General features: G+C 31.1%; 16 protein-coding genes. 1 reads left to right on the plus strand and 15 read right to left on the minus strand.

Annotation, left to right across the window (positions count from 1 at the left end; genetic code table 11):
* Positions 1–35: 35 nt before the first annotated feature.
* Positions 36–2,774 carry a PD-(D/E)XK nuclease family protein gene (locus tag K8354_RS13950; RefSeq protein WP_223441364.1) on the minus strand — a complete coding sequence of 913 codons (2,739 nt, stop codon included), beginning with the start codon at positions 2,772–2,774 and terminating at the stop codon, positions 36–38.
* A gap of 78 nt (positions 2,775–2,852) precedes the next feature.
* Between K8354_RS13950 and K8354_RS13955 the strand changes: the two genes are divergently transcribed.
* Complete coding sequence (locus K8354_RS13955; protein WP_223441367.1) at positions 2,853–3,635, plus strand: nitrilase family protein; 783 nt, start codon at positions 2,853–2,855, stop codon at positions 3,633–3,635.
* A 113-nt stretch (positions 3,636–3,748) separates the two neighbouring features.
* Here K8354_RS13955 and K8354_RS13960 read toward each other — a convergent pair whose 3' ends face one another.
* From K8354_RS13960 to K8354_RS14025, 14 genes are all read right to left on the minus strand, one after another.
* Positions 3,749–4,729, minus strand: coding sequence for an acyl-ACP desaturase (locus tag K8354_RS13960; RefSeq protein ID WP_223441370.1), 981 nt, complete (start codon positions 4,727–4,729; stop codon positions 3,749–3,751).
* 5 nt (positions 4,730–4,734) lie between these two features.
* Positions 4,735–5,463: a lysophospholipid acyltransferase family protein gene (locus K8354_RS13965; RefSeq protein ID WP_223441373.1), complete on the minus strand. Its 729-nt coding sequence runs from the start codon at positions 5,461–5,463 to the stop codon at positions 4,735–4,737.
* 3 nt (positions 5,464–5,466) lie between these two features.
* Complete coding sequence (locus K8354_RS13970; protein ID WP_223447689.1) at positions 5,467–5,889, minus strand: hypothetical protein; 423 nt, start codon at positions 5,887–5,889, stop codon at positions 5,467–5,469.
* Between the two features lie 119 nt (positions 5,890–6,008).
* Positions 6,009–7,658 carry a hypothetical protein gene (locus K8354_RS13975; protein ID WP_223441376.1) on the minus strand — a complete coding sequence of 550 codons (1,650 nt, stop codon included), beginning with the start codon at positions 7,656–7,658 and terminating at the stop codon, positions 6,009–6,011.
* 12 nt (positions 7,659–7,670) lie between these two features.
* Positions 7,671–10,205 carry a TonB-dependent receptor gene (locus K8354_RS13980; protein ID WP_223441380.1) on the minus strand — a complete coding sequence of 845 codons (2,535 nt, stop codon included), beginning with the start codon at positions 10,203–10,205 and terminating at the stop codon, positions 7,671–7,673.
* Between the two features lie 218 nt (positions 10,206–10,423).
* Complete coding sequence (pgi, locus tag K8354_RS13985; RefSeq protein WP_223441383.1) at positions 10,424–11,989, minus strand: glucose-6-phosphate isomerase; 1,566 nt, start codon at positions 11,987–11,989, stop codon at positions 10,424–10,426.
* 3 nt (positions 11,990–11,992) lie between these two features.
* On the minus strand, positions 11,993–13,264 hold the full coding sequence (locus K8354_RS13990; RefSeq protein ID WP_223441386.1) for a peptidoglycan DD-metalloendopeptidase family protein: 1,272 nt from the start codon (positions 13,262–13,264) through the stop codon (positions 11,993–11,995).
* A 97-nt stretch (positions 13,265–13,361) separates the two neighbouring features.
* Complete coding sequence (locus K8354_RS13995; RefSeq protein WP_223441389.1) at positions 13,362–14,132, minus strand: DUF3108 domain-containing protein; 771 nt, start codon at positions 14,130–14,132, stop codon at positions 13,362–13,364.
* 134 nt (positions 14,133–14,266) lie between these two features.
* Positions 14,267–15,184, minus strand: a complete 918-nt coding sequence (locus K8354_RS14000) for a tryptophan 2,3-dioxygenase family protein (protein ID WP_223441392.1) — start codon at positions 15,182–15,184, stop codon at positions 14,267–14,269.
* A gap of 467 nt (positions 15,185–15,651) precedes the next feature.
* Positions 15,652–16,812 carry a 4-hydroxyphenylpyruvate dioxygenase gene (gene hppD, locus K8354_RS14005; protein ID WP_223441395.1) on the minus strand — a complete coding sequence of 387 codons (1,161 nt, stop codon included), beginning with the start codon at positions 16,810–16,812 and terminating at the stop codon, positions 15,652–15,654.
* 294 nt (positions 16,813–17,106) lie between these two features.
* Positions 17,107–18,273, minus strand: coding sequence for a homogentisate 1,2-dioxygenase (locus tag K8354_RS14010; RefSeq protein ID WP_223441404.1), 1,167 nt, complete (start codon positions 18,271–18,273; stop codon positions 17,107–17,109).
* 316 nt (positions 18,274–18,589) lie between these two features.
* Positions 18,590–19,096, minus strand: coding sequence for a ferritin (locus K8354_RS14015; RefSeq protein ID WP_223441407.1), 507 nt, complete (start codon positions 19,094–19,096; stop codon positions 18,590–18,592).
* Between the two features lie 113 nt (positions 19,097–19,209).
* Complete coding sequence (locus K8354_RS14020) at positions 19,210–19,497, minus strand: hypothetical protein (protein ID WP_223441410.1); 288 nt, start codon at positions 19,495–19,497, stop codon at positions 19,210–19,212.
* Positions 19,498–19,608: 111 nt separating this feature from the next.
* The gene (locus K8354_RS14025) at positions 19,609–19,839 is read right to left on the minus strand and encodes a hypothetical protein (protein WP_223441412.1); all 231 of its coding nucleotides are present in this window, start codon (positions 19,837–19,839) and stop codon (positions 19,609–19,611) included.
* Positions 19,840–20,457: the final 618 nt, after the last annotated feature.

Here is a 20,457-nt window from a genome sequence, read left to right on the forward strand (position 1 = left end):
TTGATCTTCAGAAATTATCAAGACTTGTTTGTATATTAATATTTCAAATCAGCTGGTTCAATAAAAGCAATTTCCGAGTTGTAAATTTCTTGGATATAACCTTTTAATTCTGTCATAAATTCTTCTAATTTTTCTTGGGTAATAGCAGTATCTGGTTTTCTATAATTAGACGAAAAATTAATAGCTAAAAATCCTTGGTTCAGATTTTTAAATGAAAATATCCCAGCTTTTAAAGTTTTAGAAAAATCAAAATTTTTGCTTTTTGAATATAAAAACGCATACAATAAAACTTGAATACCTTTATACTGTTGTTTCTCTCTCAATTTTTCAAAATCTAAAACTTTTAATTCCGAACCTTTTACCATTCCAGATTTATAATCTATAATTCTAACTACACCATTAAGCTCATCAACTCGATCTACATTTCCATGAATTTTTATCGGAAAATCAATACCTTCAATTTCTATTTCTGTGGATAAATTTTCTTCTGTAGCAATAATTTTTAGTTGATTACGCTCGTCTTTTAATAATTCTTTTTCTTTAGATAAAAAGTTAGATACAAATCGATTTGCTACTTCAAAAATTAAGCGATTTTTTCCTGTGGATAGATCTCCATTTTTAAAATGTATTTCAAAATGTTTGATAACCAAACCTTTTGCTATTTTTTCCATCTCTAAAATATGATTTACTTTTAAAAACTGCCCCATAAAAGGTTGGTACATTTCATCTAAAGTTTCATGCACAACTGTTCCTAAAGTATTGTATGCCACGGTTTCCTCAACATCATCGAACTCCTTTATTCTTAAAACTTTTTGCTTATAAAAAGCAAAAGGATTGTATAAATAACTCGTTAAAGATGATGGAGAGAAGCCGGCTTTTGCAATTTCTTTTAATCGCTCAAAAACCAACTCATTTTTTTTAATTTCTTTTAATTCAGAATTTTGAGCCACTACTTTAGGAGAGACAATTTTCTGAACAATATCAGTTCTCATCGCTTCTAATTGTGTTATAAATCTACTTTTTTCTCCACTTCCAAAAATATCATGTTCTGTATTATATACGATAAAAATATTTTTTGGCCTTTGCAGTAATCTAAAAAAATGATAGGAAAAAATAGCATCTTTTTCTCTGTAAGTTGGCAACCCATACTCAACTTTTACATCAAAAGGAATAAAAGAATTTTGCTGACTGCTTGCTGGCAAAACCCCTTCATTTGCAGAAGCCAAAATGATGTTTTCAAAATCCAAAACCCGTGTTTCTAGCATCCCCATTAATTGCAATCCTTTTAAAGGTTCTCCTTGAAAAGATATGTTTTCTGATGAAATTAATTGTTTAAAAAACAATGACAATGTTTTTAAATCTGTGAAATAGTGAAACTCATTTTGCAAGGTTTGCAATTGTATAAAAACCGTATAAAAACGAAAAAGGTATTCTTTTTCTAAAGGATTTACAGCTTCTTTTAAAAGGTTGATGAGTCCTAAAATTCTTTCAATAAAATCTTCTACCGAAGTAAACGTTTTAAAAATTCTTAAAATAATATTTTTAACTTCTGTAGTTTCATTTTTTAGAAAATCAGCTAGATGACTTTCTTTAATAAAAGTTTGATTTTCTTTTGCTATTGCTGCCGTTAAATCATCTATAGAATCCAATAAACTATAAATAGCTTGATGTTTAAAAAAACGAATGACCTCTTTGTAATAAAACTCATTTACAATGCTTTTTTGTAATTTTTCTTGTGAAATAAACAACTGAAATATTGAAAACAATAAACCCGTTGTAGGGATGTCTTTTAAAGGATATCCCATCGTAATATTAATTGCACTGATATTTTTTGGTAAAGAATTTAGTGCTACGGGCAAAAGTGTTTCATCTGCTAAGACTAGGGCTGTATTCTTAAAATTGGGAATATTTTCTAATATTTCACCAATATATTTTATTTGTGTATTGTTTTTTGCTGCTCCAATAACTTGAATGTTTTTGGGTGCTGAAAATGAATTTCCTAACGATTTTAATGGATTTTTTTCATAATATCTCCAGCTAGCTTTATACTTTCTAATAAATTTTCCGGCTTGATGATTTGCATTAAAAAAAGCTTCATCTATATCCCAATAAATTTCTGAATTTCCTATTTGTAAAACTCTTTGAAATAATAGTTCTTCTGCTTTATTCAAAGCATTGAAACCAATAAAAAAGAATTTCTTATTCTTGTTTTTTTCTAAAAAATCATCAATTTTACCACAAGCTTCTCTATACATTAAACCCTGATAACCAATATTTTTATGAATCAAAAATTGATAAAAAGCATTATAATACGTATTTAATTTTTCTAAAAAAGAATAATGATCTTTTATAAGATCTGTTTCTTTAAAAGTGCCATGAACCGACCATTTTTTTAGTCGCTCAATATCTCTTAAATACATAAAAATATCGTTTGTATTAATTAAATGCTGATCAATCTCATTGAAATCTTGCAATACCGTTAACGCCCAAGAAGAAAATGTATCAAATGAGTCTGGATTTTTTTCAACACGCTTATAAATCGTGTAAAAATGAAATAATAGCTGAATACTATCTGACTTATGAATACCAGAAACTCTTTGGATAAATTGCTCTATATTCAACATTTCTGGCAAGAAACCTACAGAAATTTTATCTTTAAAGGTTTGTTTTGCAAAAATTTTTGCTCTTTGTGATGGCAAGATAAAAACAGCATCCTCAAAAGAATTTATCGTTTTTAAAATATCATCTATCGTTTCAGAAATAAAAGAATGCATAGGATTTATAGCTTTTTTTAGAGTTTGTAAATTACAAAAACTTACTTTTATACTTCTCTAATCTTTAAATTTATTTTTATGTCTAATGAACTACATGTAGTCGGAATTCAAGCTGATCTGTTTTGGGAAAATCCGTCTAAAAACCGTTCCTTTTTTGAAGAAAAAATAAACAGTTTACCAAAAAACATCGATTTAGTGGTGCTTCCAGAGATGTTTACAACAGGTTTTACCATGAATCCTGAAAAGGTTGCAGAAAAAATGGATGGAAAAACTATTTCTTGGATACAAAAAATTGCATCAGAAAAGCAATTGGCTATTGTAGCTAGTTTCGTAATTGAAGAAAATAACAAGTATTATAATCGATTGGTTTTTGGGCATCCTTCAGGAAAAATAGAAACCTACGATAAAAGACATTCTTTTACTTTGGCAGGAGAAGATAAGGTTTATACCTCTGGAAATGAAAAATTAATAGTTGACTATAAAGGTTGGAAAATTTGCCCGTTAATTTGTTATGATTTACGATTCCCTGTTTGGGCAAGAAATACTGAGAATTATGATCTTTTGATTTTTATGGCAAATTGGCCTACAACAAGAATTAAAGCTTGGGAAACACTTTTAAAAGCGCGTGCTATTGAAAATATGAGCTATGTGATTGGCGTAAATAGAACTGGTAAAGATGCCAATGAATACGAATATTCTGGAAATTCTTTAATCATCGATTATTTAGGCACTACGCTTGCTAGTTTAGAAAAAAATGAAATTGGATGTATACAAACAATTGTAAGCAAACCAAATCAGCAAAAAACAAGAGAGAAACTAGGTTTTTTAAAGGATATGGATTCTTTTGTTATTTCAAAATGACCTATTTTATAGGCAGATCCCCTTCAAATTTTGAAAATCTGAAGGGGATTTGTATTTTGCTCAAGATCAATTATAAACAGAAAAAGCTACTGTTTCTTTACAAGGAAATTATTTTATGCTGGTAACATCCACTTAAATTGAAATTTAGTATCTGGAACTACGATTCTATCTGTAATTCGATACATTCTAGCGGGCAGTTTCATTAAATAATCTCTTGCTTTTTCTGCTTCTGGGGTAAGACCCGTAATCTTATCTATTTCCCAAGTTTCATTTAATTTCTGTAAAATATCTACATAATCAAATCCGGTATAGACACCAACGCGTTGGGCTACCGTAGAAAAATCGTCAAAAAGACTTCCTTTTTCCCCAAACGATTCTCTTAAATGCATTGCTGGCATCACAATTTTATGTTTCATCATGTGCTGGAATGCTAGCATCATTTCACTAGGATCTATCTTAAAAATTTCTTTCACAAAATGTGCGTATGCTTGGTGATGACGCATTTCATCACCTGCAATAATTTTAGACATTTTTGCCAATGCTTTATGTCCTTTTTTTCTTGCAATTTTAGCTACATTATTATGCGAAACATAGGTTGCTAATTCCTGAAAAGAGGTATATATAAAGTTCTTATAGGGATCTGTAGAAGTACCAATATCAAAACCATCTGCAATTAAATGCTGTGTAGAAATTTCTACTTCACGCATGTTTACGCGACCTGATAAATACAAGTATTTATTTAAAACATCACCATGTCTGTTTTCTTCTGCTGTCCAAGTTCTTACCCATTTTGCCCATCCGTTGTCTGGATCTTGATTTACACCATCTAAATCTAGCAACCAAGACTCATAGGTTGGTAAGGCTTCTTCTGTAATGGTATCTCCTACTAAAACGACCCAGAAATCATCATGCAGTTCTTTTGATAACTCACGAATTTCCTCTACTTCTGTGATAAAAGAATCCTTTTGTGAGTTGGGCAGGAAATCTGTAGGTTGCCAAATTTTTTCAGCCGGAATTAAATAAGTATCCACAAAGCTTTGCATACTTTTCTCTAAAGTTAGCATTACTTCTTTTCTAATATTTTTAATAGACATATTTTTTATTTTATGTGTTCTTTAATTGCTATTTCGGTACGTTCCAATAAGGCATCAAAACGCAAAGAATCTATTTTAATGGGTTGGTGTGTAGTAATGGTAATTGGACTCCCGATTCCTAATGGAAATTTACCGTATTTGAATACTTTCCATGAATTATTAATCGTTACCGGAACAATATACCCTTCTTTATTATATTTAGCAAGCATTTTTAATCCATTTGGTGCAAATTTTTTTGGTTCACCAGTTCTACTTCTGGTTCCTTCCGGAAAAATTACTGCCCCCCATTTATTGGTATTGATATTTTTAGAAAACTTAATCAATTCTCCAATTGCTTGTTTTGAATCTTTTCTATTGATGAGTGCTGCGCCACCTTTTCTTAAGTTATAAGAAACACTTGGAATCCCTTTACTTAACTCTATTTTTGACACAAACTTTGGATGATGTTTTCTAAAATACCACCCTAAAGGCGGAATATCAAAGGTAGATTGATGATTTGACACAAAAATAATAGAGGTATTTTTGGGCAATTCAAAATTATTCTTCAGTTTCACCGTAATGCCTAAAAGAAGTAGCGATTTCATCAAACTATAATTCATAATAGCAACTACTTTTGAGTGTCCCTTAGATCCGAAGAGATTAAATGCCAACCACTGAAACGGATGAAAAATAATGAGTAGTGCAAAAAACACTACAGCAAAAATGGAAGAAAGTATATAGCTTATAAACTTCATAATTTAAAACCAGTTACTCCAAGGTATTCTAGACAAGATGAGTAGCAATCCTATTCCATAAAAAATAACAAAAGTTTTAAATTTTGCAACATCTGTAGTTTTCTTTTTATGTTTAGACCAACCTATCGTGATAAAAACAAGGGCTAAAATCATTGTAATTGGGTGTTCTATAGCTAACAAACGAACTTCTTTTGTTTTCATAACGGTACTTGCATCCGTTGTTAACAACTCGAACCAAGGTGACATAAAATACCACACAAAACCGATTAATAATTGAATATGTGATACAATTAAAGCAAACAAACCAATACGTAAATCTTTGTCTGTAAATTGTTTTTTTTGAGTGAAACCAATAATTGCGTTTATCACGGCAACTATTAAAATTAAGAGCACTAAATATGCCCAGTAGGAATGTATGTTTTTCATCATTATGGTTGATTTTTCTAATCAAAACAAAGTTACTAATTTTTATGCATAAAAAAACCACCTACGATGAGGTGGTTTTTAAAGTATTCTAAAAATTTAGAAATTGTACTGATTTACTATTATTGTAAAACGTATTCTGTACCGTTATTAATAACGTTCATAATATACACTGCATCTCCTGGCTCCCAAACATTGTAAGAAACAGAGAATTTTTGATCCAATCCATATTGAGGAAAGTTATTTAATAAAATAGTATTTATTTTTTCAAGTCTTACTTCAATAGTTTCTTCATCTCTACCCGATCTTACATCAAAGTTTTGGAAATTACCATTACCTACTAGTTCGTAATCTGCTGCGGTTAAGGTATACTTAATAGTATTATCTGGCACCCAAGTTACGCCATCATGACCAAACTGTAATACAATTTCAGTACTTTCAGAGATTGTATTCCATTCATTACCATCAAACATGAAATTAACATTTATAGTTGATACACCTCCACTAAAGTTATTATATTGTACTGCAACGAAAGCATCAGCAGCTGCGAAAGGGAATAAAGTTGATTTTAAATAAATTTTAATTCTGCGTTCTGCATCTTCCGTTGTACCACTAAAATTAGCAAAACGACTACTACCTCCCATTATACCATATTCTTCTGGAGTAAAAGTAATTGGCGCATCCCATTCATCCGTTAGAACAAATCTATTTGTAGTTGATTCTAAAGTAAATTCATATATAGCATATATTTTAACATCGAAAATATTGAAATTAGCACCATCATATTGAAGGATCATTGTTAAAATAGGTCTACCTGCTCCATCAAAGGTATCATAAGTAATTACATAAAAATCTCCTGCAACTGCATCTGGGTAATTATTTTGTAAAATTCTTTCAATTTTTTCTCTTCTAACTTCTACATCTGCCTCTGGGCTAGAATCTCTAATATCAAAATTATTAAATTGTCCATTTCCTATAAAAGCATAATCATCATTATTTAATGTGTACGTTGTAGTTTTTGCAGGATCTGTAGGATTTTCCTCTAACTGAACTAACAATTCTAAATCTTTAGAACTACCATCAAAAACTTCATAAGTAACCCTAAATTTTGTTCCAAATTCTGTATCTGGAAAGTTATTTAATAAAATGGTTTGAATTTTAGTTCTTCGAACCTCAAGGTCTTCTTCGGCTCTACCTTCTCTAATATCAAAATTATCAAAACGTCCGTTGCCTACTAGATCATAATCTTCATCTGTTAATGTATATTCTTCTATTGTAGGATCTGTAAGGTATGTTAAGTCATACACTGTTCCTTTTACTTCATTAGGAAATTTAGCACTAAAAAAAGTATTAACATCTCCTAAATCATTAAGAGCAGAAAGTCCGATATCTGAATAATCTGCGTCTGATAAAGTGTATACTTTCTTAGCAATAGCACTTACAGGATTAAAAAGATTATAGGTTACGATTGCAGATGATGCGGCAACAATTTCTCCATTACCATCAAAATCAACCCCTAAATTAGGGTAATTGGCTGTTAAAAATCCTGGTAGCATCGTTTTTGCTTCATCTTCAGTATCAAAGTAAAAATTACTTAAACTTAAAGATGTATAATCATCTTCTGTTAATGTAAAGACAAGATCTTCTACATCACCGTCATTTGCTGTTTCTGCTTCTATAATAGCATCTACTTCCGCATTTACATCCTCTAAAGGATTACATGAAGTAAATAAGAACGCTGTAATTGCGAATAAATAAAATATTTTTTTCATTTTTAAATATGTTTAAAAGTTAATTTTTGCTCCTACACTAAATGTTCTTCCAAAACCGTAATAAACTCTTGCGGTATTAGCTACAGAGCCTGCACCGTCTTGCGAGTCTGAAATATATGTGGTATCAAAAACATTGTTAACTCTGGCGATAATTGAAGTATCAAAATTACCGAATTTAAATTTATGTCTTATAGAAGCGTCAAACAAATCGAATGAAGGAACTTTCCATGCATCTGGTCCTGGCTCTCCTCTGTCGCTTGGGTCAAAATCAGAATATAAATCTGCAAAATGGTTGTAGTCAATTGAAAGCGTAGTTTCTGGTGTTAACTCGTAGCTTGTACCCAAAGCAAATGTAGTTTGGGCTGCATCACCAACGTGTACATCTTTTATGTATAAATCTACAGTTTCTACTACTTCATTATTTTCATTAAAAATTTGAACGTCTAATACATCATTAGCCCATCTCCAATCTCCTAAAGAAGCCATACCAGTAAATTTTAATTTATCTGTAGCTCTGTATATAAAATCTACTTCTATTCCTTGGTGAATCGCATTTACTCCTAAAATGTTAGCAAAAGCTAAAGTACGATCAGGTTGCTGAAAACTTTGAGTTTCTGTTCTATCATTCCAAGTCGTTCTATATAAGTTTACATTACCTGTTAGTTTTGCACTTCTAAAAGTATATCCTAACTCATAACTTGTAATTTTTTGATTTGGCGCATCTTCGTTGGTATCTATGTTGTTTCTATTAGCAAAAACTGCATTAAAGAAAGGTGCTCTTTCAAAATATCCTAAGTTAGCAAATACCCCATGCTTTTCATCTAAATTGTAGTTTAAACCACCTTTAGCACCAAATCCAATAAAAGAAAATTTTTCTGAAGTTTGATTTGGATCTGAGTCTAAATATATAAAACGATCTACTCTTTGATAAGATGTGTTCGATACGTTCAACGATACAAATCCAGAAAGATCATTTTTAGAATATTCTAGTTGCGTAAAAGCACCTAACCAATCTACTAAACCATCATTGTCATATAAAATTCGGTCTCCAACTTGCGCTTGATTGTCTGGGTTATTTATGTTACTGTCATCCGCAAAGAACTGACCTCCTAAAAGATCTGTAACCTCTGTAAAGTGTATTCCTGTATAACCTCTATAATCTAATCCCGTTAAAAAAGTTAATTCATCGGTTAAATCTGTTTTTAATGTTGATAGAATTCCGTACCAATTATGGTCATTTCTAGAAGCTCTTAAAATTGATTCAGAACCGGCATTTCCTAACGCCATATTTTCGTCTACAATTTTGTCGAAATTAATCGTCCCTAGGTTCCCGATTCTATAATTATCATCATCAAAACGGAATTTGTTAACTCCTTGGAATCCACCACCACCACCTGATCCGAAGGATACATAAGCTGCCGTAGAAATAAATGTTTTATCACTTAGGTCCCAATAATGATTTAAAGAAATTTGAGGTTTGTGGTAAAAGTTATCTTCAGAATTTGTTAATTGCCCATCCTTGTAACCCCAGTCAGAATTAAACTTTCTACCGCTTTCAGCTTCTCTAAAAGTAGCTATGGTATGTCTATTTTGTCTTTGTCCGTGTTGTTGCTTTGCACCAAAAGCCGTTAATGCCAAAGTATGCTCTTCGTTAAATTTTTTAGTAACATTAACAAAGTAATTAAATCCTGTAAAAGGAGTACCGTCTACATAACCTCTACCCGTAGTTTGAGCTGCTTGCACAGATACGGCAATACCGTTATCCATTAATCCTGTAGAATATGTTAAACCATATTTTTGGTAACCATCATTTGCTACTGAGTAACCGAAATTACCACCTTCTTCAACATCAGAAGTTTTCGTTAGGATGTTAATTGTACCCCCAATAGAAGGCACGGCTACTTTAGAAGCTCCTAAACCTCTTTGAACTTGCATTGCGCTTGTTACATCACCTAAACCAGCCCAGTTAGACCAAAATACTCTACCATTCTCCATATCATTAACGGGAACACCGTTAATCATTACGGCAACATTTTCCGAGTTAAATCCACGTAAATTAATACGTCCATCACCATATCCACCACCTTGTTTTGTAGCATATACTCCAGGTGTAGATTTTAAAATTTCAGGAAATTCTTGAGTTCCTAATTTTAATTCAATTTCTGCTGCTTTTACTGTAGAAACTGCAACAGGCGTTTTTCTATCTATTGCGAACGAGTTAGAAACTACTACAATTTCATCTAAAGTTGAATCTTCTAGTAAAACGATTTTGCCTAGATTCGTTTTTGCCGAAGAATAGGATACTTCTTTTGTTTTGTAACCGATAAAAGAAACAACAAGAACGCCAGAGTTAGATTTTACGTTCAAGGTAAAGTTACCATCAAAATCTGTTGAAATTCCGTTTTTTGTTCCTTTCTCAAGGATACTTGCTCCTGGCAACAATTGGCCTGTTTCGTCAACAATTGTACCTGTAATTTTAGTTTGTCCTAATACTGTAGCCGTTACAAAAAACAAAGCTGCAAATAATAAGTTTTTCAAATTTTTCATTATTTAAATTAAGTTTTGAATGTTATGCAAAATTGGAGTTTTTGGTTCGTTGGTATGTTAAGTTAATGTTAAGTTTTAACAATAAATTAAGAAATTTAAAATACAAAAAAAACACCTAAAAAACTCTTAATGAATTCTTTAGATGCAATTAAATTGTTTAAGAAATGATAAATTAAAAGTTAAAATTTTAATTTATTAAGTTTTTTTTACTCGTCAAATTAAGCATTCAATAATTTTTTAGCAAGTTCCTTACCTAATTCAACCCCAAATTGATCGTAGCTATAAATATTCCATAGAATACCTTGTGTAAAAATTTTATGCTCATATAAGGCGACTAACTTTCCTAAAGACCTAGGCGTCAACTTATCAAATAGAATGGCATTGCTAGGTCTATTGCCTTCAAACACTTTAAAAGGTAATAATGTAGCTATTTTATCTTCATCACCAGAAAATTTTAATTCTAAATGAACCTCTTCTTTTGTTTTACCAAAGGCCAAAGCTTCCATTTGACCGTAATAATTTGCCATTAACTTTTTGTGATGATCTTTTAAACCATATAAAGATTCTTTATAACCAATAAAATCACAAGGAATTAATTTTGTGCCTTGATGTACCAATTGCATAAATGCATGTTGCATATTGGTCCCTGTACTTCCCCAAACAATTGTACCCGTTTGGTAGTCTATTGCCTCTCCATTTCTATCAACACTTTTACCATTACTTTCCATAATTGCCTGTTGTAAATAATCTGGAAGTTTCTTTAAATATTGCGAATACGGCAATACTGCCTCCGTTTCTGCTAAATAAAAGTTGTTATACCAAATACTTATTAAAGCTAGAATTACGGGAATATTTTTATCGAATGGTGTGTTTTTATAATGGATATCCATTTCTTCTGCACCCTCTAATAAAGATTTATAATTATCAAAACCTACAGACAAACTGATTGATAAACCCACTGCAGACCATAATGAAAAACGACCTCCTACCCAATTCCACATCGGGAAAACATTCTTTTTATCAATTCCGAAATCGTCTACGGCTTTTAAGTTTGTAGAAACCGCAACAAAGTGTTTAGGAATATCAAAAATGGTAGCCGATTTTAAGAACCAATTTTTAAGGGTTTCCGCATTTGTAATCGTTTCTTGTGTTGTAAATGTTTTAGATACAATGACAAACAAGGTGGTCTCCGGGTTCAATTTTTTCATCACTTCTGAAACATGATCCCCATCAATATTAGACACAAAATGTGTTGTTAATTGATTCTTATAAAATTGTAAAGATTCTACAATCATATCGGGTCCTAGATCAGAACCTCCAATACCAATATTTACAATATCTGTAATAGACTTACCGGTATATCCTTTCCATTTTCCTGAAATTACTTTATTGCTAAAGCTTTTTATTTTTCTTAATGCTGCCTGAATTTGTGGTTTTATATTTTTACCATCCACTAAAATAGGTTCATCTGAAGTACTTCTTAAGGCAGTATGCAAAACCTCTCTTCCTTCTGTTACGTTTATAATTTCTCCAGAAAATTGTTTTTCAATGGCATCTTTTAAATCCACTTGGTTGGCTAAATCTACCAATAAACCAAGTGTTTCTTTTGTAATTCTATTTTTAGAAAAATCTACAGATAAATCATCCAATACCAAAGAGAACTCTTCTTGCCTATTTTCTTCTTTATATAAATCTTTAATATTGATATTTTTAATATCACTAAAATGATTTGTTAATGCCTTCCAAGCATTGGTTGAGGTTGGGTTGATATTTTTCAAAGCCATAATTTAATTTTGTGCTATAATTTCTGTTACTTTTTCTGGTTTTTCTGCAGGAACTCGGTTATAATCTAATTGATATTTTAAAGGTTGTATAAAATCAAAAAACATAGGTTTTACATCTTTATTCATTGGTTTTGCTGCTGGTAATTTTTCTTTTAAAGGATCTACTTGCTTGCCATACTTCCAGAAACGATAGCAAACATGAGGACCTCCTGTATTTCCGGTCATACCAACCCAACCTATAACATCACCTTGTTTTACATAATCTCCTTTTTTTACTTTACGCTTGCTCATATGCAGGTATTGTGTAGCATAAGTACCATTATGTTTAATTTTTACATAGTTGCCGTTTCCGCCTCTTCTAGCTGATTCTGAAACAGTACCGTTTGCAGTAGCAATAATAGGCGTACCAATTCTAGCAGCAAAATCGGTACCTCTATGCGGTTTTACCCGGTTTCCGTAATAGGCAATTCTTCTTTTTAAGTTATATCTTGATGAGATTCGATATTGAAATTTAATAGGTGCTTTTAAAAATTGACTTCGCAACATTTTTGCATTCTCATCATAATATTCATGAATGTTTAAAATAGAATCCGCTAAAAAACGAAAAGCATATAAATCTTTACCTTTATGCCTAAAAACGGCAGATTTTACCTTGCCATATCCTGCAAAAGTAGAATCATCAATAAATTTTTCTTCATAAACAAATTTAAAAGAATCCCCTTTTTGAAGTTTATAAAAATCTAACGTCCAAGCATAAATATCTGCAATTGTCCAAGTTAAATTTGTATTCAAACCTAAGCTATCCATGGTGGCAGAGAGGCTAGAGGTAATAACACCTTCTATTTCTTTTTCTATAATTTTAATTGGTTTTTTATAGCGAATTGCGGTAATTGTAGAATCTTTAAAATCGAGTATGGTAGCATTTATTTTATCATGCTTGTAAATAAAAATTTGAGCTATTTCGGTAGAATCTTTGCTTGCTAATATAGTATATGGTTTTCCAGCTCGCACTCTTCTCACATCAAAAGTATCTTTAACAACCGAAGCGATTTGATTTATTTTAGGATACATTACATGATGCCTGTCTAAAATTACACCAAAACTTTCTCCATTTTTTATGGTGTCTTGGATTACTCTATAATCATCAATTTTGTAACCAAACCTAATCTCTGGTACTTTTTTTGCAATAACAGGAGGTAATTTTGGTTTAGTTTCTTGCTTTTTACAGGAAGAAAGAGACAGAATAAAAGCGAATACTATTACTATTTTTCTCAAGAATTTATGGCTTTTGAATCAATTTTCAAAAATACAAATAAAATTGAATTATATGATATCTAAGAAGATAAGTTCATGAAAGGTTTTATTAAAAAAATTAAATTTTCTTAAAAGGATTTGCTAAACCTTCGTAAGATTCTAATTCTGCTCTTAAAGAACCTACAGATAGAGAAGCCATCATTTTAATAGGAATTTTATTCGCATCATCGGTAATCCAAATGGTAACACTTTCTTCTGCCTTAAAAACTCGTCCAGACTGGACTAAGGGTCTAAAAATTAAAGAATTTACTTTTCCGAATTTTGTTCTTAAAACTTCTCTTCCTAAAAACCTTAGTTTAAAAGGATATACTTGAGAATCCATAAATATATCAATCGCAATTTCATCTCCTTTCTCTAAATTCTTTACGTTTTGATTTCTTAAATAATAAAAAGAAGACATCATGTCTTGAATATCTAAAATTGAAATTGTGGTATCTTTTTGATGGATAAAATCTTGAACATATGCAATTTTAGCTGTATGATTAAAAGAAGTTATTCTATGCTTTTTATATCCGCCTTCATTAATTTTTCTTTTAAACAAGTATGGCTTAACACTGTCTTTATCAAAGTAAGATTCATAAACATCATCTACTGCAAAAAACCACTTAATCATCCCAGATGTCCAACCTGAACCTTTTGTATGAAAAACTTTTTTACCATTAAAATCCTCTTCTTTTATCTCTAAAACAGCAGTACCAGCTCTTAAAAAACCACTATAGCTCATTTTATATCGCAATGATTCACCACTTTTAAAAGCAATTTCTTTTTTTTGACTAAAAGTCGTTGTTAAAAAAAATAAGGTAAAAATGAATAGGATTTGTGTTTTCATAGAAATCAAACTTATAAAAAAGTAATGACAATTACCGTTCCAAAATGAAAAAAATTAATTATAATGAATTTATCTAGTACTATTTAACGATTCATTTAGATTTTATAATCATTATATTTAAAGAGCTCTTTTCCTTAAAAGGTTCCCCAATTTTCTAATTCACTTGCACTCCATAAATAAGGATAAAATATTCTTCTTTGATACTTTGGATGCATATATGTACGCCAACTACTGCCACCGGTAGCTTCTAAATCCTTCTCCTTTCCCCCTAAATACTTACCCGCAGCATTATAATGAGCCATTACCCATTTTACGTTTACCGTATAATCATAATGACGCATTGCCTTGATTAAATCTTTATTTTCTTGCACTTCTTTAGGAAGTTGTTTAAATTTTAAGGACAAATTAATGTCATTATAATCTTCCATAAAATCGATAAAATCTCCCATATATTTTTTCTCAAAGAGATTTAATAAGGTTGATTTTTGCCCGGTAGTATAGTTTTTACCTGCTGCTTGCCAATACAAATGATTATATGCATTTTTAAAAGAAGAGTTTCTATCTATGGTTTTTCTAAAACGAGCATCAATTAGATTAATGAGCTCTGTAGATGCAAACTCAATTTTACGGTATTGCGCACTTTGAAATCCACTTGCTGGTGTTAGCGTATTTCTGAATTTTAAATATTGTTCTTTCTCCATGCCCTCTGCCATTACATTAAATGAGCTGCATAACATATCAAAATATCTGCTAATTCTGCCTAAATGCATCGTAAATTTATCCGCAGAAACTTCTGTGGATTTCGCAACTTGATTTATTTCCCATAAAATCATTTTAAACAATAGCTCATTTACCTGATGATACATGATAAAAACCATTTCATCTGGCAATGTTGTTCTAGGAATTTGCAACCCTAAAAGTGCATCTGTCTGAATATAATCCCAATAGGTAATTGGTGTACTCCATAACAAACCCTCTAACATAGCATCCACAGGAACACCTAGTTTGTCATATTTTTCTTCTATTTCTTTTAAGATTTCTTCTCTTTCCATTTTTTTGGTTGAATAATAGTATGAATAACTAACTTAATTTTACAAAATGTATAATTGTTGATGTAATAATTAAAACAAAACATAGAATTAGTATGAAGTAAATAAACAATCTAAGAATAGGGTTTCCTTTTGTTAGCTTATCAACTAAAGGAATCAATGGTTTTAATTGATTTTTCATTGTTTTTACTTTTAATATCAATTTACATTTCAAATGCCGTATAAAATTAGTTTCTTTTTCACCCATTTGTCGTCATAAAATAGAACCGTAGCTATTGCTATGCTTAAATTTTATTCCTAAACTGGATAAAAAATAATTCAAATTTTTAATACGCTATTTAAAACACAAATTGGTATAATCATTACAAATATATAATAGTTTTTAATCAATAAGACCTCACAGGTTTTAAAAACCTGTGAGGTCTACGATTATTTATTGTGCAAACTGCTAATGTAAAACTGCCTATTTTTTAAAGTGTTCCTCTTTTTGCTTGCTCTCTTTCAATAGACTCAAACAACGCTTTAAAATTTCCTGCACCAAAACCTCTTGCCCCCATTCTTTGAATCACTTCAAAAAATAAGGTGGGTCTATCTTCTACGGGCTTTGTGAAAATTTGTAACAAATACCCTTCTTCATCGGCATCAATCATAATGCCTAAACCTTTTAGTTTTTCTATATCTTCTTTTAATTCATGGCTATGCTCTTCTAATCTCCCGGGAACTGATCTGTAATATTCATCGGGAGGTGTCGATAAAAATTCTATTCCGTTTGCTTTTAATTGTGATACTGTTTTGATAATATCGTCTGTAGCAACTGCAATGTGTTGCACTCCAGCTCCTTCATAAAAATCTAAATATTCTTCTATTTGAGAACGTTTCTTTCCTTCTGCGGGTTCGTTTATTGGAAATTTGATTCGCCCGTTTCCGTTAGACATAACTTTACTCATCAAAGCAGAATATTCTGTATGAATCTGCTTGTCATCAAAAGATAAAAAGTTCACAAAGCCCATAACATCTTCATAGAATTTTACCCATGAATTCATTTGGTTCCAACCTACATTACCCACCATGTGATCTATATATTTTAAACCTGAAGTTGGCGGATTATAATCTGATTCCCATTTTTTAAAGCCTGGCAAAAAAGTTCCCTTATAATTTTTACGTTCTACAAACATATGCACAGTTTCTCCGTAGGTATAGATTCCGGCTCTTACAACTTCGCCGTTTTCATCGGATTCTACTGTCGGTTCCATGTAAGATTTTGCACCCCGCTTTATCGTTTCTGCATAGGCTAATCGTGCATCTTCCACCCAAAGTGCTATGACTTTAACACCATCGCCATGTTTTACAATATGATCATTTATGGGCGATTTACTCGTTAATGGCGTTGTTAAAATAATTTTTATTTTGTCTTGTGTTAACACATAACTTACGCTGTCTTTCGAACCTGTTTCTAATCCGCGATATGCGTGCGATTGAAAACCAAATGCAGTTTTATAAAAATGGGCAGACTGTTTTGCATTGCCCACATAAAATTCTACATAATCCGTCCCTAACAATGGAAGGAAATCTTGTGCTCCTTCGAATATTTTTTCGAGTCCGTAATTGACTGATTTTATTTCTTTTGACATCTTTTTTGATAATTTTGTAGACCTCACAGGTGTTAAAAACCTGTGAGGTCTTTGTTGTTTATAAATTAGCTATTGACTTATTGAAAGCAATTAGATTACAAACAAGTTTAGCCCTGATTGCAGCGGCATCCTTTTTGTTTTTCACAAAAAGATATAGCGGAAAGCAGGAAATAGCTTCTAATAATTTTAATTTTTAATGAACTTTTTAATGTTTTAGATTCCTGTCTGCACAGGAATGACAGTATCATTTTTACCACAAACTTTACGCATAAGCGTTTCTTGCGTTTGGGAATATTAAGATGGGCTTTCCAACCAAGATTTATAATATTCCTCATCCGCAATTTTCATGGCTTCTTCGGTAACTTGCAGTGGTTTAAAGGTGTCTACCATCACTGCCAGTTCTTCGGTTTTTGTTTTGCCAATACTGCGTTCTGTTGCTCCGGGATGCGGCCCATGAGCAATTCCTGCCGGATGCAAAGAAATATGTCCTTGATCGATATCGTTTCTACTCATAAAATCGCCATCTACATAATACAAAACTTCATCAGAATCGATGTTGCTATGATTGTATGGCGCAGGAATTGAGTCTGGATGATAATCATACAAACGGGGTACAAAACTACAGATTACAAATGTATTGGTTTCGAAAGTTTGATGCACTGGTGGCGGTTGATGAATTCTTCCTGTAATGGGTTCAAAATCATGAATTGAAAGTGCGTAGGGGAAATTATATCCATCGTAACCCACCACATCAAAAGGATGCGAAGCATAGGTCATTTCTATAATGTCACCTTGCTTTTTTACTTTGATTAAAAAATCGCCCAACTCATCATGAGTTTCTAGTTCGTGAGGTCTTCTTAAATCTCGTTCACAAAAAGGCGAATGTTCTAACAACTGTCCGAACCAATTCCGGTAGCGTTTTGGAGTATACACAGGCGAATAAGATTCAACGATAAAAAGTCTGTTGTTTTCGTCATCGAAATCTAGCTTGTAAATAATACCACGTGGAATTACTAAATAGTCTCCGTATTTAAAATCGATATTACCAAGATGTGTTCTTAATTTTCCAGATCCTTTATGAATAAAAATAACTTCATCGGCATCTGTGTTTTTGTAAAAATAGGTTTTCGTTGATTTTTTTGGGGCTGCTAAAATAATATTGCAATCCGAATTGGTTAAAACAACTTTTCTGCTTTCTAAATAATCATTTTCTGGCGGAACTTGAAATCCAATAAATTTATACGATTGAATGTTGTTTGCTTTTGCAATTTTTGGTTTTACAGAATATTGTTTTCCGATATGCTTGACCATTGTAGGTCTGTGTTCGTGGTAGGAATTGGTAGACATTCCGTCGAAACCAATAGTACCAAACAATTGCTCGGCATATAAGGTTCCGTCTTTTTTGCGGAATTGCGTGTGTCTTTTGGGTGGAATTTTCCCTAATTTATGATAGAAAGGCATTTTCTAATGTATTAAATGATTAATAAATTGAATGATTAAAACCTGAGCGTCTTTAATACTTAAGAGTTTAGAATTTTATTATGAGCATCTTAAGACACTAAAATAAAGCTCAGTATAAACAGAGGAATTATTGTAAGCAATCTCATTCAGGATTACGCTTCATTAAAAACTTTAAGTGTGCTAGTAAATCTAAATACATCTCAATCGATTTAGTGAATTGAACAAAGATAAGAAAAAGAGAAGTAGATATTTAAAAAGAAACAAAAAACCCGAAACTTTTAAGTTTCGGGTTTTATAAATTTATCATCTTAAAGCCTTATTCCGTTGGCAAACGTTCATCAATCATTTTTAATGGCATATCTCCCATTAAATCAAAAACGTCTAGAATACTTCTTACGGCATCTTCTTCTTCTACTTGCTCAGTTACAAACCATTGTAAAAAAACTTCGGAAGCAAAATCATCTACACTTCTTGCTTTTTTAAAGCATTTATAAATAGATTGCGTAACTTGAATTTCTTGATCTAAAGATTTCTCATAGATTTCTCTTAACCCTCCAAATTCATTATTTACCTCTGTAACTGCAGGAGACAAAGATGCGCCACCCGCGTCATTTACAAATTCAAAAATTTTCATTGCATGACCTCTTTCTTCTTCTGCTTGCTTATAAAAAAAAGCTTTACTATTTAAAAGTTCACGCTGATCGCACCAAGATGCCATTGCCAAATAGGAAGCAGATGCATGCATTTCTAATGCTATTTGTTCGTTTAAAACATCCATTACCTCCGGATGAATCGTCATTTGTCTTCTTATTGCTGTTTTCATTTCTCTATATTTTACCTCAAAGATACGGTTAAAATGGGCAGATTACAGGACTGTAAAAAATTTAAAAACATTCTAAATAAAGCTATTTTGTATTAGGTTTGTATTAGGAAACATTAAAAATCAGAAAAGCAGTAGGCTAATTCTTCCTTTAAATCTATTAACTTAAAAATTTCTAAAAATACAAGATGCTTTTTATCAGCAATAAACAACAAAACAAAATTGTCATTTTCAATAATATTTTCTAAATTTTTCGGAGTGGTTAAAAAATTTATTTTGTTTCTTAATTGAAGTAGTTGTGGAAAAGTAAGCGTCATTATTTTTTTATCTATCTTTAATTGATAGTTACAAAAAGTGTGTTTTGTAAGTTGAATACTAAAGGTTACATCACTCAAAATTTCCATGCCTCAAAGTTAATTATTATTTAGAATAAATAAAAACAATAAATATAAAAAGTTTTGACTTTTTTTATTTTACAGGAAATATCCAGTTCCTAACAATTTATAGAGAGTTGTTCATAAAACAACAACAATCATTATAACAGTAATTACTTTTACCCAAATTGATGTTGTTTTTTCTGCAATGATAAAACTTGCGTCTAAAGAATTTGACTGCAATAAAATATCTTTTGTTTGATAAATAGGATTATTCAGGTTTGATATTTTAATTCTTTTTTTAATCTCGGGAGTTATATTTGAATATACTATTAAAGTAGTTATAGAGATTAATACAATTGTGTCAAACATCGAAAAAAAATTACCAAAATTAAAAAACTCAACTAACAGAGTTATGCTAGGAATTATAAATAAAAGATAAATCAATAATCTTGGTAAGCGAGATGTTTGTACTTCTGTTTGAATATCATTTTCCTTGAAATTTCTTTTTGGAATTTTGCTGTACTATAAAAACAACATCGAAATAATAAAGAAAGATCCCAAAGCAAACATTAACAAATCAAAAAATGTTGTATGATTTCCAAAAGGATAAGGACCTAAAAGGCCTAAAGCTATCATATCTCTAATTTTCCTATAAACTAAGAAAAATTACTTTTAGATTAATAATCTTCGATTCATTTTACATATCAAAATAACAAATCGTAATATTTATCATTTCGACTTTAGGAGAAATCCCATAATTTTAAAATCAAAAAATAATGTAACTTTTTGTGATTTCTCCCTTTGGTCGAAAAGACAACTTTTATGCAATTTTTATCATTGTTGTCCGATAAAAGATAAAAAGACCGCTTACGCTGTTAGAGTAAAGAACAAAGACTTGAATGTAACTAACTGAAAAACAATATTATTACGATTTTAAATTTTTCGATACATCATAAATTCTAAAGCGGTTTTAAAAGCAAGGTATAC

Origin of the sequence: Polaribacter litorisediminis (assembly GCF_019968605.1) — a bacterium.
Lineage (GTDB): Bacteria > Bacteroidota > Bacteroidia > Flavobacteriales > Flavobacteriaceae > Polaribacter > Polaribacter litorisediminis.